General features: G+C 72.5%; 12 protein-coding genes, 1 pseudogene and 1 riboswitch. Of the genes and pseudogenes, 9 read left to right on the top strand and 4 right to left on the bottom strand.

The window, feature by feature from the left end; genetic code table 11:
- Positions 1-70: 70 nt before the first annotated feature.
- The 4 genes and pseudogenes from IW248_RS00670 to fabF all read left to right on the top strand — a co-directional run.
- A pseudogene (locus IW248_RS00670) lies at positions 71-988 on the top strand (ACP S-malonyltransferase); the annotation flags it as partial.
- Between the two features lie 5 nt (positions 989-993).
- Positions 994-1,938 (top strand): beta-ketoacyl-ACP synthase III, encoded by a 945-nt coding sequence (locus IW248_RS00665; protein WP_124817182.1) that lies wholly within the window; start codon positions 994-996, stop codon positions 1,936-1,938.
- An 85-nt stretch (positions 1,939-2,023) separates the two neighbouring features.
- Complete coding sequence (locus IW248_RS00660; RefSeq protein ID WP_030330276.1) at positions 2,024-2,263, top strand: acyl carrier protein; 240 nt, start codon at positions 2,024-2,026, stop codon at positions 2,261-2,263.
- 2 nt (positions 2,264-2,265) lie between these two features.
- Complete coding sequence (fabF, locus tag IW248_RS00655; protein WP_124817184.1) at positions 2,266-3,492, top strand: beta-ketoacyl-ACP synthase II; 1,227 nt, start codon at positions 2,266-2,268, stop codon at positions 3,490-3,492.
- Between the two features lie 50 nt (positions 3,493-3,542).
- Here fabF and IW248_RS00650 read toward each other — a convergent pair whose 3' ends face one another.
- From IW248_RS00650 to IW248_RS00640, 3 genes are all read right to left on the bottom strand, one after another.
- On the bottom strand, positions 3,543-3,761 hold the full coding sequence (locus tag IW248_RS00650) for a hypothetical protein (protein WP_030488757.1): 219 nt from the start codon (positions 3,759-3,761) through the stop codon (positions 3,543-3,545).
- 102 nt (positions 3,762-3,863) lie between these two features.
- The gene (locus IW248_RS00645; protein WP_196925225.1) at positions 3,864-5,597 is read right to left on the bottom strand and encodes a glycoside hydrolase family 3 protein; all 1,734 of its coding nucleotides are present in this window, start codon (positions 5,595-5,597) and stop codon (positions 3,864-3,866) included.
- Between the two features lie 96 nt (positions 5,598-5,693).
- Positions 5,694-6,185 carry a DUF3145 domain-containing protein gene (locus IW248_RS00640; protein WP_124820305.1) on the bottom strand — a complete coding sequence of 164 codons (492 nt, stop codon included), beginning with the start codon at positions 6,183-6,185 and terminating at the stop codon, positions 5,694-5,696.
- 309 nt (positions 6,186-6,494) lie between these two features.
- On the opposite strand from IW248_RS00640, the gene IW248_RS00635 reads away from it, so the two are divergent.
- The gene (locus tag IW248_RS00635; RefSeq protein WP_196925224.1) at positions 6,495-6,824 is read left to right on the top strand and encodes a hypothetical protein; all 330 of its coding nucleotides are present in this window, start codon (positions 6,495-6,497) and stop codon (positions 6,822-6,824) included.
- 75 nt (positions 6,825-6,899) lie between these two features.
- On the opposite strand, the gene IW248_RS00630 is transcribed toward IW248_RS00635, so the two are convergent.
- Entirely contained in the window at positions 6,900-7,526 is a 627-nt protein-coding gene (locus IW248_RS00630) for a carbonic anhydrase (protein ID WP_124820309.1), read from the bottom strand.
- A 173-nt stretch (positions 7,527-7,699) separates the two neighbouring features.
- Between IW248_RS00630 and IW248_RS00625 the strand changes: the two genes are divergently transcribed.
- The 4 genes from IW248_RS00625 to IW248_RS00610 all read left to right on the top strand — a co-directional run bounded on the left by IW248_RS00625 (position 7,700) and on the right by IW248_RS00610 (position 13,230).
- Positions 7,700-8,635, top strand: coding sequence for an alpha/beta fold hydrolase (locus tag IW248_RS00625; protein WP_196925223.1), 936 nt, complete (start codon positions 7,700-7,702; stop codon positions 8,633-8,635).
- 107 nt (positions 8,636-8,742) lie between these two features.
- Complete coding sequence (locus IW248_RS00620; protein ID WP_196925222.1) at positions 8,743-10,860, top strand: HelD family protein; 2,118 nt, start codon at positions 8,743-8,745, stop codon at positions 10,858-10,860.
- A 106-nt stretch (positions 10,861-10,966) separates the two neighbouring features.
- The gene (locus IW248_RS00615; protein ID WP_196925221.1) at positions 10,967-11,884 is read left to right on the top strand and encodes a cation diffusion facilitator family transporter; all 918 of its coding nucleotides are present in this window, start codon (positions 10,967-10,969) and stop codon (positions 11,882-11,884) included.
- 144 nt (positions 11,885-12,028) lie between these two features.
- Positions 12,029-12,160, top strand: a riboswitch (cyclic di-AMP (ydaO/yuaA leader).
- 5 nt (positions 12,161-12,165) lie between these two features.
- Entirely contained in the window at positions 12,166-13,230 is a 1,065-nt protein-coding gene (locus IW248_RS00610; protein ID WP_372431633.1) for a coiled-coil domain-containing protein, read from the top strand.
- The last annotated feature ends 83 nt before the right edge of the window (positions 13,231-13,313 follow it).

The following is a 13,313-nucleotide window of genomic DNA, read 5'->3' as shown; positions in this document are numbered from 1 at the left end:
CAAAGGTCCTAGTGCGGTTTGGTCGAAGGCGGCACCGCGTTACCCGCCCGTATCCGGGAGAGTCATAGGCGTGCTCGCCGTACTTAGTCCCGGCCAGGGTTCTCAGAAACCCGGCTTCCTGACCCCCTGGCTCGACCTGACCGGCACCGAGGCGCGACTGCGCGAGTGGTCGGCGTTGGCCGGGGTCGACCTGCTGCACCTGGGCACCGCCGCCGACGCCGACGAGATCAAGGACACCGCACGCACCCAGCCGCTGCTGGTGGCCGCGGCGTTGCTCGCGGCCGAGCACCTGCCGCTGGACGACGTCGCTCTCACCGCCGGCCACAGCGTCGGCGAGTTGGGCGCCGCCGCCCTGGCCGGTGTGCTGTCGGCCGACGCCGCGATCACCCTGGCCGGCGTACGCGGCCGGGAGATGGCCGCCGCGTGCGCGCTGGAGCCGACCGGGATGGCCGCGGTGCTCGGCGGTGACCCCGACGAGGTGATCGCCGCGATCGAGGCGAACGGGCTCTACCCCGCCAACCGCAACGGCGCCGGGCAGATCGTCGCCGCGGGCGCCCTGGACGGGCTCGACAAGCTCGCCGCCGCGCCGCCCGCCCGGACCCGGATCATCCGACTCCAGGTGGCCGGCGCGTTCCACACCCCGTACATGGCTCCGGCCGAGACCGCGCTCGCCGCGGAGGCCGCCGGGATCACCCCCGCCGACCCGACCAGGACCCTGCTGTCGAACCTCGACGGCACCGCTGTCGACGACGGCGCGGCCATGGTGCAGCGCCTCGTCCGCCAGGTCACCGCGCCGGTGCGCTGGGATCTGTGCATGCGTACGCTGGCCGACCTCGGGGTCACCGGCGTGATCGAGCTGCCCCCGGCCGGCACCCTCGCCGGCCTGGTCAAGCGGGAACTCAAGGGCGACGGCGCCCCGGAGATCGTCACCCTCAACACCCCGGACGACCTGCCGGCCGCACGGGACCTGATCGCCCGTATCGGAGGTCGTTCATGACTGGCAGTCGCATCGTTTCGATGGGGCACTACCAGCCCTCCCGGGTGGTGACCAACGACGACATCGCCCAGCTCGTCGACACCAACGACGAGTGGATCCGCGACCGGGTCGGCATCGTCAGCCGGCGGATCGCCGACACCGAGACGGTCGCCGACATGGCCGCCGCGGCCGCCGGCAAGGCGCTGGCCAACTCGGGCCTGACCGCCGCCGACATCGACCTGGTCGTGGTCGCCACCTGCTCCTCCATCGACCGCAGCCCCAACGTGGCCTGCCGGGTCGCCGCCAAGCTGGGCATCACCGCCCCCGGCGCGTTCGACCTCAACACCGCCTGCTCGGGCTTCGCGTACGCGTTGGGCACCGTCGACCACGCCATCCGGGCCGGGGCGTCGCGCAACGCGATAGTCATCGGCGCGGAGAAGCTGTCCGACTTCACCGACTGGACCGACCGCTCCACCTGCATCATCTTCGCGGACGGAGCCGGTGCCGCGGTGGTCTCCGCCACCACCGACGACGAGCCGACCGGGATCGGCCCGGTCGTCTGGGGTTCGGTGCCGGACAAGAGCGACGCGGTGCGCATCGAGGGTTGGCGCCCGTACATCCAGCAGGAGGGGCAGGCGGTGTTCCGCTGGGCCACCACCGCTATCGCACCGCTCGCGCTACAGGCCTGCGAGCGGGCCGGGGTCGACCCGTCGGAGCTGGCCGCGTTCGTGCCGCACCAGGCCAACGCCCGGATCATCGACGGCATCGCCAAGCGGCTCAACATCCCCAACGCGATCATCGCGAAGGACATCGTCGAGTCCGGCAACACCTCCGCGGCGAGCGTGCCGCTGGCCCTGTCCAAGCTGGTCGAGCGCCGGGAGGTGCCCTCGGGCGCGCCGGTGCTGCTGTTCGGCTTCGGCGGTGGCCTGACCTACGCCGGTCAGGTCGTCCGCTGCCCCTGATGACCCCCTCGGGCGCGTACGCGTCGAGGAGTGGCGGTCGGCGACGCCGGCCGCCGGAGAACCCCGATGAAAGGAACCAACCGCAATGACCCGTGACGAGATCACCACCGGCCTCGCCGAGATCCTCGAAGAGGTTGCCGGAGTGAACCCGGACGACGTGGCCGAGGGGAAGTCCTTCACCGACGACCTCGACGTCGACTCGCTCTCCATGGTTGAGGTAGTGGTCGCGGCCGAGGAGAAGTTCGGCGTCAAGATCCCGGACAACGAGGTGCAGAACCTCAAGACCGTCGGCGACGCTGTCAGCTACATCGCGGCGCAGTCCTGATCATGACTCGTCCTGACGTCGTCGTCACCGGGCTCGGCGCGACGACCCCGCTTGGCGGGGACGTCGCGTCGACCTGGGACGCAATGCTCGCCGGCCGCTCCGGGGTGAGTGCCCTCACCCAGGAGTGGGCCGCGCAACTGCCGGTCCGGATCGCCGCCCAGTTGGCCGTGGAGCCGTCCGAGGTGCTGGACCGGGTCCGCCTGCGCCGCCTGGACCGTTCCGAGGCGATCGCGATCATCGCGGCGCAGCAGGCCTGGGCGGACGCCGGCCTTGCCGGCTCCGACCTCGACGGGGAGCGGTTGGCCGTCAGCGTCGGCTCCGGCATCGGCGGTGCCACCACCCTGCTCGCCCAGGACGACATCCTGGAGGCGTCCGGGCCACGGCGGGTCTCTCCGCACACCATCCCGATGCTGATGCCGAACGGTCCGGCCGCCTGGGTCGGGCTGGAGCTGGGCGCCAAGGCCGGCGTGCACTCGGTGGCCAGCGCCTGCGCCACCGGCGCCGAGGCGATCGCCCTCGGGCTGGACATCATCCGCTCCGGCCGGGCCGACGTGGTGGTGGCCGGCGGCACCGAGGCGGTCATCCACCCGCTGCCGATCGCCGGCTTCAGCTCGATGCGCGCCATGTCGACACGTAACGACGACCCGGAGCGGGCCTCCCGCCCGTGGGACCGGGGCCGGGACGGCTTCGTCCTCGGCGAGGGCGCCGGCATCGTGGTGCTGGAGCGGGCCGAGCACGCCGCGGCCCGGGGCGCCCGGGTGTACGCGCGTCTCGCCGGCGCCGGCATCACCTCCGACGCGTACGACATCGTGCAGCCGCACGCCGAGGGCGAGGGCGCCATCCGGGCCATCGCCAAGGCGATCGCCGACGCGGACATCGCCAAGCGCGACATCGTGCACGTCAATGCGCACGCCACCTCGACCCCGGTCGGGGACATGCTGGAGATCGGCGGGCTGCACAAGGCGCTCGGCGACCACCCGGTGCTGTCCGCGACGAAGTCGATGACCGGTCACCTGCTCGGTGCGGCCGGCGCGCTGGAGTCGATCGCCACCATCCTGGCGATCCGCGACAGTGTCGTCCCTCCGACGATCAACCTTGACGACCCGGAGCCAGGCCTCACCCTGGATGTCGCCGCGCACAAGGCCCGCCACATGGACATCCCGGCCGCGTTGAACAACGCGTTCGGCTTCGGCGGCCACAACGTGGCTCTCGTCTTCGCCCGACCCTGAGATATCCCGCGCAAGGGCCTCTCCTCGTCGAGGAGGGGCCCTTGTGTCGTTCAGCCCCGGTTGCGGGGGTGCTGCTTCGCGGTGCGCTCGTTGCCGTGGCGGTAGTTGCCGGTCCAGCGGGCCATCACCAACTGCGGGTCGTCGTCGACCTCGGCGAGGAACTCCGCGGCCCGAGCGCCACGCAGTGTGCCGGCGACCCGTCCGTGGTGGGTGATCACCACAGTGCCGTCGGCCCGTTGCACGTGCCGGAATCCTTCTGCCGCTCCCATGGGTGGAGGCTGTCAGACCGGCCGGGGGCGGGGCGACCCGATTTCCGTGCGAGGGCTCGCGAAGGGCGAGTGAGGGGCGCTGATCCGGCCGCGCCCGGCTGGTCAGGTGCGACAGGTCGTCGCGGGCAGTCCGGGGACGGCCACCGGTGACCGGCCGCCCGGCTGGGCCTTGCCGGCGAGCACGGCCGCCAGGGCGGTCATCGACGCCCGGCTGGAGGAGTACGTGGCCAGCAGCGTCGGTGACTTGGCGTCGGCCAGCACGTACGGGGTGTCCATGGCGACCGTGACCGCCGCGTCCGGGCTCAGGTCCTTGGCGCCGTCGCCGTAGCCCACCAGGTGCACGATCGTGCCGCCGCTGGGCTTGACCTGCACCCCGGCGGCGGTCAACGCGGCGGTGAGAGTGGCCCGGGTGCCGTCCCGACCGCCGGACGAGGTGACGGTGACCGGCCCGCGTACCGCTTTGCCGCAGGCGCCCCGCAGCACGGTGACGGCGGCGGCGGCCAGCGCGTCGGCCGCCGCCCGGTGCGCCGGGATGTTGAGCGTGGACATCTGCGCCGCCGGCAGGTCCGCGAGCTGGAACTTCATGGTCAGCACCCGGGTAACCGCCTCGACCAGCCGGGTCCGGGGCAGCGATCCGCCGCGCAGCGCGGCGAGCAGACCGTCGTACGCCTGACCGACGTTCGGGGTCATCAGGATGAGGTCGTTACCGGCATTGAGCGCCCGGACCGCCGCCTCGCCGGGAGCCCAACGCTTCGCGGGCGGCATGTTCATGCCATCGGTGATCACCACGCCCTTGAAGCCGAGTTGGCCGCGCAGCACGTCGGTGAGCAGCTTGTGCGAGAACGTCGCCGGGGTCCCCGGGTCGATCGCGCGCGCGTCCAGGTGACCGGACATCACGGCCATGGCGCCCGCGTCCATACCGGCGGTGAACGGCGGCCACGCGCCGCTCTGCAACGCCGCGGCGGACTGGGTGAGCACCGGAAGGTCCTGGTGCGAGTCGTCGGCGCTGTGGCCGTGCCCGGGGAAGTGCTTCAGGGTGGCCGCGACCCCGGCCGCCTGGAGGCCACGGACCGCGCCGCCGACCTGCGCGGCGGCCTGCTTCGGGTCGGCGCCGTACGACCGGGAGCCGATCACTGTGCTGCGGGTGGCCAGCACGTCGGCCACCGGGGCGAAGTCGATGTTGATGCCCATCGCGGCCAACTCGGTGCCGGCGGCCCGCCAGGCGGCCTCGGTGAGCTTCGTGTCACCGGCCGCGCCGGCCGCGAGGGCGCTGGGCAGCACGGTGACCCCGTCGCTGACCCGGGTGACGACGCCGTACTCCTGGTCGGTGCCGATCAGCAGCGGCGCGGGGCCGGCGGTGAGCCGGCCGGCGGCCGCACGCAGCCCGGTGGTGAGCTCGTGCACCTGCTTGGGATTGTCGACGTTCGTGGTCTCCTGGTTGCCCTTTGTCGGGTCGTCGGCGCTGAAGCCGACCAGGATCAGGCCACCCAGTCGGTACTTGGCGATCATGTCGGCGGGGGTGTCGACCCCGGCGAGGGCCTGGTTACCGGCCGCCGAGCCGGCGGAGACCTTCGTCGCCGAGTCGCCGTAGGCGTACGGCATCAGCACCTGGCCGACCAGGTCTTCGTCGGACAGCGTCGCCACCAGCGCGGCGGCGCGGCCGGCGGGGTCGCCGGCCGGCGGCGCGGCCGGGGCGCTCGGGCCGGCGGACGAGGCGGCCGGGCTGGGCGTCGGGGTGGGTCGGGGTGACCCGCCCGAGCAGCCGGAGAGGAGCAGGGCGGTCAGGGTGGCGACAGCGACACGGGCGCGCCACGGGCGATTCGACACGCCGCCCATCCCACCAGTTCCCCCTTATCGGGGCAACTTGACCTTACCGCCCGCCCGCCGCACCGGCGGCGCGCGTGCACGTCGCCGCCTCGCGGACCGTCGGGGTCAGCCGACCCGAGTGAGCAAGGTCACCGGGGCACCGTCGCCGGCATACCGGTAGGGCTCCAGGTCAGCGTCCCACGCCGTGCCGAGCGCCTTGTCGAGGGCGTGCGCCAACGCCTCCGGGGCCCGGGAGGCCGCCATCAGCGCCCGAAGGCGGTCCTCGCCGAGCTGGATGTCGCCGGCCACGCCGACCGTCGCCCGGAACAGGCCACGAGCCGGCACGTACATGAAGCGCTCACCGTCGGCATTGGGACTCGGTTCCTCGGTGACCTCGAAACGGATCATGGGCCACTGCCGTAGGGCAACAGCCAGCTCGGCGCCCGTCCCCGGACGACCGGTCCACCCGCACTCGGCCCGGCGTGCGCCGGGGTCGACGGGCTGAGCCGTCCACTGCAGGTTGACCGGCGCGGCTAGGACGCGCGCGATCGCCCACTCGACGTGCGAGCACACGGCGAGCGGGGTCGAGTGGACGTATACGACGCCACGCGTTGGCACGGTGACCTCCCGGGAGAGCGAGGTGCGTCTTCCCCTACGACCTCGTCCACCCAGGTGGCTGCTGCAACACATGATGACTCCTGTGACGCGTGGTGCGCCAGGGAATCGGAAAAAACGCCGGGTGGAATAGCCGGACGGGTGGTCGCCGTTGCCTCTCAGGACACCGCGACGACCAGCATGATGTCGTGGTCCTGTACAGTTCCACCGGCGGCTTATGCCGCGTTACACCTTCGCGGGCCGAGTCACGTACGACCCGCACACAGCCCCCGGACGTCCAGTCCTCCCGTACGTCTTGCAAGGAGTACCTCCGTGGCGAGCAACACCTCTAAGACCGCGCGCGCGTCCGTCCGGGCCGGCCAGGCTGGCCAGGGTGGCGCCCTCAGCGTGCTGGGCGAGTTCAAGTACCTCATCCCGCTCAACGGCGGCAAGCACGCCTACGTGCGGAACCTGACCAACGGCAAGACCGCGCACCTGCGCACGGACTCCGACGCCTTCGTCGAGGAGATCCGCGTGCTGGCCACCGCCGGCCACGCCGCCAAGATCCGGGCGGAGATCAACAACCTGGCTGCCACCCACCCGGGTGACGGCTGGGAGGCCACCGAGAAGCGCCTGGTCGCGGCCGGCGTCTTCGAGGGCTGAGCCCTCCCCCACCGCACCAACCGAAACCGCCCGTCGGGAACTCCCGGCGGGCGGTTTCGTACGTCCACGGTTGGGTCAGCCTGGATCGAGCAGGGCGACCTCGCCGGTGGCCAGGTCGTAGAGGCCGCCGACCACTGCCACCCGGCCGGCGGCTACCGGCCCGGCCAGCAGGTCGTCCTCGCGCAGGGTGCGCACCGTGCGCCGGACGTGTCGGCGGATCGCCAGCGGCCGCACCGCCGGATCGTCGATCCCCGCCTCGGTGACCGCCGGGGCGATCTCGTCCACCAGGTACGCCAGAGACCCCCCGGGACGCTGCCCGGTGCGCAGCGCCTCCACCGTGGCCTCCACCGCGCCGCACCGCTCGTGGCCGAGGACCATCACCAGCGGTACGCCGAGCTGGCCGACCACGTACTCGATCGAGCCGCAGACCGCGCGATCGAGCACGTGCCCCCCGGTACGGATCACGCAGATCGCACCGAAGGTCTGGTCGAAGATCGCCTCCAGCGGCACCCGGGAGTCGATGCAGCCGAGCACCACGGCGTACGGCTGCTGGTCGCCGGAGGCCGCCGCCGCGGCGGCCGTGACGTCGTGTCCGTGCACCGGCTGACCGCTGACGAACCGCCGATTGCCGGCGAGCAGATCGGCCAGCGCGGCGCGCGGCGTACCGCCGGCCTGCCGCCCCTGCCCCGACGTCGCGCCCATGGGCGCCCCCGACGACCCCATGCCGTTCAGCTTGGCCCGCCGCCGTCCAGCACGGGCGAGGTCGGGAATCTTCGCCACGGTGCGATTGGCGTGGTGTCGTGGCGGGTAGCCGGTGTGTTACCGCCGGGTATCGGAGGTGCTGGTGGTGCTGGGTCGGCCCTGGGGAGGTGGCGATGCCGGAGCGGTTCGAGGTCGGTCTGCCGGACGGCGTACGGCTCAACGTCGAGGCGACGGGCCCGACGGACGCCCAGGTCACCGTCATCCTGCTGCACGGCTGGACGCTGGACGGGCGCGCCTGGCACCGGCAGGTCGACGCACTCACCGCGGCCCCGTTCGGTGGTGCGGTGCGGGTGGTCGCGTACGACGCTCGGGGGCACGGCCGGTCCAGCTGCATGGCGCTGCCCACGGCGACAGTGGCCCAGTTGGGTGACGACCTGGCCGCGGTGATCGACGCCGTGGCGCCGACCGGCCCGGTGGTGCTTGTCGGGCACTCGATGGGCGGCATGACGATCATGGAGTACGCCCACCGCCACCCCACGCACTTCGCCGCCCGTACCGCCGGCCTGGTCTTCGTCTCGACCACCGCCGAGGGACACACGCACACCGTCTACGGGCTCTCGCCACGGATCGCCCGGTTGATCCGGCTGGCCGAGACGACAGGCGCCGGCGTGCTGGCCCGGTGTGGCTCGTGGCGGGCGCCCCGGGCACTGCTGAACGCGCTGCAACCGAGCATCCGGTGGATGCTCTTCGGTGACAGCTGCGAGCCGGCCGACATCCGCCTGGTGACGTCGGCGGTGGCTCGGGCCTCGCTGCGCTCGATCGGCGGGTTCCGGGCCTCCATCGGCACCCAGCACCGACTGGACACCCTCGCCGCGTTGGCCCACCTGCCGGCCGCCGCCCTGGTCGGCGACCGGGACCGGCTGACCCCACCGCCGTGCGCCGAGTCGATCGCGGCCGCTCTGCCGGCCACCGAGCTGACCGTCTGCCCAGGTGCCGGGCACATGCTGATGATGGAACGCCCGGACGAGGTCAACGCGGCGCTCACCGGGGTTCTGCGCCGGGTGCTCACCGAAGCGCCGCACGCGATCACCGCCGAAACGGGTGCGTGAGCACGTTCCCGCACCTCGGGCGCGGCGGGTCGGGCCCAGGGCCGTACTCTTCTCGGTTGGCCCGCGCGGTTCCCGCCGCCTGCCGGCGACCTCTGAAGGAGCGTGCGTTGACCGACCAGACCGGCCTGGAGCAGGAGATCGCCGTCGAGCAACGACACCTCGACCGGGTGTACGCCCGACTGGCCGAGCTGCGGCAGTCGGCCGTCCGCGCCGAGCGTGACGGCTACCGGATGGCGCGGGTGGGCACGCACGGCGCGCTGGTCGAGCGCGACGCGATGGTCTTCCACGCAGCGCAGCGGCGGCACACCCTGGACGCCGAGCACGAGGGGCTGGTCTTCGGCCGGCTGGACCTGCGCGACCGTCAGGTGCTGCACGTCGGGCGGCTGGGGATCCGCGACGAGAACGCCGTCACGCTTGTCGTCGACTGGCGCGCGCCGGCCGCCGCCGCCTTCTACCAGGCCACCCCGGCGCAGCCGCTGGACGTGGTGCGGCGCCGCACCATCCAGTCCCGCGCCGAGCGGGTCACCCGGATCGAGGACGACCTGCTGGACCCGACGGCCGCCCCGGAGGGGATGACAGTCGTCGGTGACGGCGCGCTGCTGGCCACCCTGTCCAAGGCCACCGGCCGGGGTATGCGCGACATCGTGGCGACCATCCAGCGGGAGCAGGACGAGGCGATCCGCTCGCCCGGCTCCGGGGTGACGATCGTCGCGGGCGGCCCCGGCACCGGCAAGACCGCTGTCGCCCTGCACCGGGCGGCGTTCCTGCTCTATTCCGACCGCAGCCGCTACGCCGGCGGCGGCATCCTGGTGGTCGGCCCGTCGTCGGTCTTCGTCGAGTACATCGGTTCCGTGCTGCCGTCGCTCGGTGAGGACACCGCGACCCTGCACTCGCTGGGCACCCTCTTTCCGGGGATGACAGCGACCCGCCCCGACCCGCCCGAAGTGGCGGCGGTGAAGGGCTCGCTGCGGATGCGCCGGGTGCTGGAGCGGGCGGCCCGCGACGCGGTGCCGGGCGGCCCGGGTGAGCTACGGCTGCTCTACCGGGGCACTCTGCTGCGACTGGACCGGGCCGCGCTGGACCGGATCCGGGATCGCGCGCTGCAACGCGGCGCGCGGCGCAACGAGGTGCGCCGGGCCGGTTTCGACGGGGTGTTCGCAGCGCTCTGGGCGCAGGCCCGCGAGCTGAGCAGCGGTCGGCTGCCGGAGCAGCCCGCCTTCGAGGCGGAGATCGCCGAGCGGTCGGAGTTCCGGGAGTTCCTCAAGGCGTGGTGGCCTCGGCTGCACCCCCGGCACGTGCTCGGCTGGCTGGCGCAGCCGGATCGGCTGCGCAGGTACGCCGGGGGAATCCTCTCCTCGGCGGAGATCCGGCTGCTCAACGCCGCGTACCGGAACCTGGACTCGGCCGGGCTGACCATCGCCGACGTGGCGCTGTTGGACGAGTTGGACGCGCTGCTCGGTAAGCCCGCGCAGCCGGCTCGCGCGCGACGCGATCCGTTCCAGCTCGCCGGTGGCGTCCGCGAGTTGAGCACCCTCGGCGAACGGCAGCGGGCCGCCCGCGCGGCGGCCCGGGAGCGCCCGGAGGACTACCGGGAGTACGCGCACGTGGTGGTGGACGAGGCGCAGGACGTCTCGCCGATGCAGTGGCGGATGATCGGTCGGCGCGGCCGACTGGCCTCCTGGACCGTGGTGGGCGACCCCGCGCAGACCGCCTGGACCGGCGATCCGGAGGAGCTGAACCGAGCCCGGGACCAGGCGCTGGGCCGGCGTAAGCGACACGACTTCACGCTCACCACCAACTACCGCAACTCGGCGGAGATCTTCGCGGTGGCGGCGGCGGAGATCCGTCGGCTCTACCCCGACCTGCCGCTGCCGACAGCCGTCCGCTCCACCGGGGTCGAACCGGTCGAGCTGGTGGTGCCCCCCACCGGGTTGGAGACCGCGACGGTGGAGGCCGCCGCCGGCCTGCTGGCCGAGGTGGAGGGCACGGTCGGGGTGATCACGCCGGTCCCCCGCCGCGACGAGGTCGCCGGTTGGCTCGGCGCGCTCGGCGCGCCGAGGTTGCAGGTGGTGACCAGCCTGGAGGCCAAGGGCATGGAGTACGACGGGGTGGTGCTGGTCGCCCCGAGCGAGATCCGGGCGGATCCGGGCGCCGGGGTACGCACCCTGTACGTGGCGCTCTCCCGGGCCACCCAGCGGCTCACCACCATCGACCCGACCGGCTGACCTGCGCGGACCGCCGTCGGCGAGAGGCGCTGCACGTACACTTGCACACATAGCGATGTGAGCATACATTTGACCGGGTCCCGGCCAGCGACGGAAGGTGGTTCTCGTGGGCGCAGGTCATGACCACCACCATGGGTCCGTCGCCAATGCCGCACACCAGCACCGGGGTCGACTCTGGGCCGCATTCGGGCTGCTCGCCACCCTGATGGTGGTCGAGGCGGTGGTCGCCCTGCACACCGGCTCGCTCGCCCTGCTCTCCGACGCCGGGCACATGTTCACCGACGTGCTCGGCATCGGGATGGCGCTCGCCGCGATCACGGCGACCCGGCGGGCCACCGGCGACCCGCAACGCACCTTCGGGCTCTACCGACTCGAGGTGCTCGCCGCGCTGGCCAACGCCGTCCTGCTCTCCGGCGTCGCGATCTACGTGGTGATCGAGGCGATCCGCCGTTTCGGCGATCCGCACCAGGTCATCGCCGGCCCGATGCTCGCGGTGGCCGTGCTCGGCCTGCTCGCGAACATCGGCGCCTTCGCCCTGCTGCGCGCCGGGGCCCGGGAGAGCATCAACCTCCAGGGCGCCTACCTGGAGGTCCTCGGCGACCTGCTCGGCTCGCTCGGCGTCATCGGCGCGGCACTGCTCATCACCGTCACCGACTGGTGGTGGGCCGACCCCCTGGTCGCGGTCGCCATCGGCGTGTTCATCCTGCCGCGCACCTGGCGGCTGGCCCGCGCCGCCGTCCGCATCCTGGTGCAGGCCGCCCCTGAGCACCTCCAGGTGACCGCCGTGCACGACCGGCTGGCCGCGGTCCCCGGTGTCGTCGAGGTGCACGACCTGCACGTCTGGACGCTCACCTCGGGCATGGATGTGGCCTCCGCACACCTGACCATGGCACCCGGCGCGGAGGTCGGCGCGGTGCTCACCGCAGCGCGTACGGCCCTGCACGACGACTTCCGCATCGAGCACGCGACACTGCAGATCGAGCCCGGCGCCGACTCCGGAGCGTGTGGCTCCATCGAATGGTGACGGGGCTTTTCGGAACATTGCTCGACTTTCGCCGTAATTTTCCGTGATGACGCACGCACCGTCCGTCACATTGGCTGCAGCGGCCCCATCGGCACCGGTAGGCTCGGTCCCGGCCTCCACCAGGCGGCGCCCTCCCGGCGCCGGTGGTGGTCGCCGCCTAATCGCCCAGCTGGGCGAACCGGGGAACCATGTTTCTGGGGTGCATCCGCGTCAGCGGTAGGGATCTTCCGTCCCGAACCCGTCAGCTAACCCGGTCGGCGGCTGACGGAAGGACATGCTCAGTGGCACCAGCACGACCACCCGCCGCCCGACTGGCGGCCCTGATCGTCGCGATGTTCGCCCTCGGCGTCGCGCTTCCGGCCGGCACCGCCTCGGCCGCTCCCCCAACCGGATCGCGGGCCGCCGCACCCGACTCCGACGAGGAGGGCGGCACCCCGGCGTTGCGCGCCCAACTCGAGGCGGCCAGCAAGGGCTACCTGGACGCGAAGCGCGCCCTGGACACCTCCGTACAACGGCAACAGCAACTCGCCACCCAGCTGAAGACCATCGAGGTCGAGATCGACCAGCGCAGCAGCAAGGTCGGCGAGATCGCCGGGGTGGCGTACCGCACCGGCCGGCTCGGCGCGATGTCGGCGCTGCTCAACAGCAACACTCCCGAAGGCTTCATGGACCGGGCCGCCGCGCTGGACGCGGTGGCCGCCAACGAGGACAGGGTGCTGGGCGACCTGCTGAAGAGCAAGGACCAGGCCAACCGCACCCGGGGCGCCCTGGACGGCGAGATCAACGAACAACGCAAGCAGGTCGCGGTGATGGCCAAGCGCAAGGATCAGGCCGAACGGGCCCTGACCGTGGCCACCGCACCCAAGCCGCAGACCACCGCCGACACCGGTTCCAACCGGGGCACCTCCAGCGCCAACGCGAAGGCCGCACCGCGCAACTCCGACGGCTCCTGGCCCTCCGAGTCGTGCAGCGTCAACGACCCCACGCCGGCCAACGGCTGCATCACCCCGCGCACCCTGCACGCCCTCAACCAGGCCAAGGCCGCGGGCTTCACCCGGTACGTCTCGTGCCACCGCCCCAGCGGCTCCGGTGAACACCCGAAGGGTCGGGCCTGCGACTTCGCCGCACAGAAGAGCGGCTTCGGTGGAGCCGCCACCGGCGGCGACAAGACGTACGGCAACAACCTTGCCGCGTACTTCATCCGCAACGCGGACCGGCTCGCCGTGCTCTACGTGATCTGGTACAAGCAGATCTGGCTGCCCAGCAGCGGGTGGAAGTCGTACAGCGGGGCGCACGGCACCCCGTCGACCGACCACACCAACCACGTACACCTGTCGGTCTACTGACCCACGCGTCGTGATGCCTGTGAGCCATCGGTGATGGCTCACAGGCATCACCTGCGTCCGGGCCGGGCTACGTCGCCGGACGT

The organism is Micromonospora ureilytica (assembly GCF_015751765.1).
Lineage (GTDB): Bacteria > Actinomycetota > Actinomycetes > Mycobacteriales > Micromonosporaceae > Micromonospora > Micromonospora ureilytica.
The sequence above is the reverse complement of the archived record's forward strand: the minus strand, read 5'-3'. Positions and strand labels throughout refer to the sequence as shown.

Coding starts and splice junctions, on each gene's coding strand:
- IW248_RS00660 (WP_030330276.1), top strand. CDS start 2,024: ATGACCCGTGACGAGATCACCACCGGCCTCGCCGAGATCCTCGAAGAG.
- IW248_RS00665 (WP_124817182.1), top strand. CDS start 994: ATGACTGGCAGTCGCATCGTTTCGATGGGGCACTACCAGCCCTCCCGG.
- IW248_RS00630 (WP_124820309.1), bottom strand. CDS start 7,526: ATGGGCGCGACGTCGGGGCAGGGGCGGCAGGCCGGCGGTACGCCGCGC.
- IW248_RS00625 (WP_196925223.1), top strand. CDS start 7,700: ATGCCGGAGCGGTTCGAGGTCGGTCTGCCGGACGGCGTACGGCTCAAC.
- IW248_RS00645 (WP_196925225.1), bottom strand. CDS start 5,597: ATGGGCGGCGTGTCGAATCGCCCGTGGCGCGCCCGTGTCGCTGTCGCC.
- IW248_RS00650 (WP_030488757.1), bottom strand. CDS start 3,761: ATGGGAGCGGCAGAAGGATTCCGGCACGTGCAACGGGCCGACGGCACT.
- fabF (WP_124817184.1), top strand. CDS start 2,266: ATGACTCGTCCTGACGTCGTCGTCACCGGGCTCGGCGCGACGACCCCG.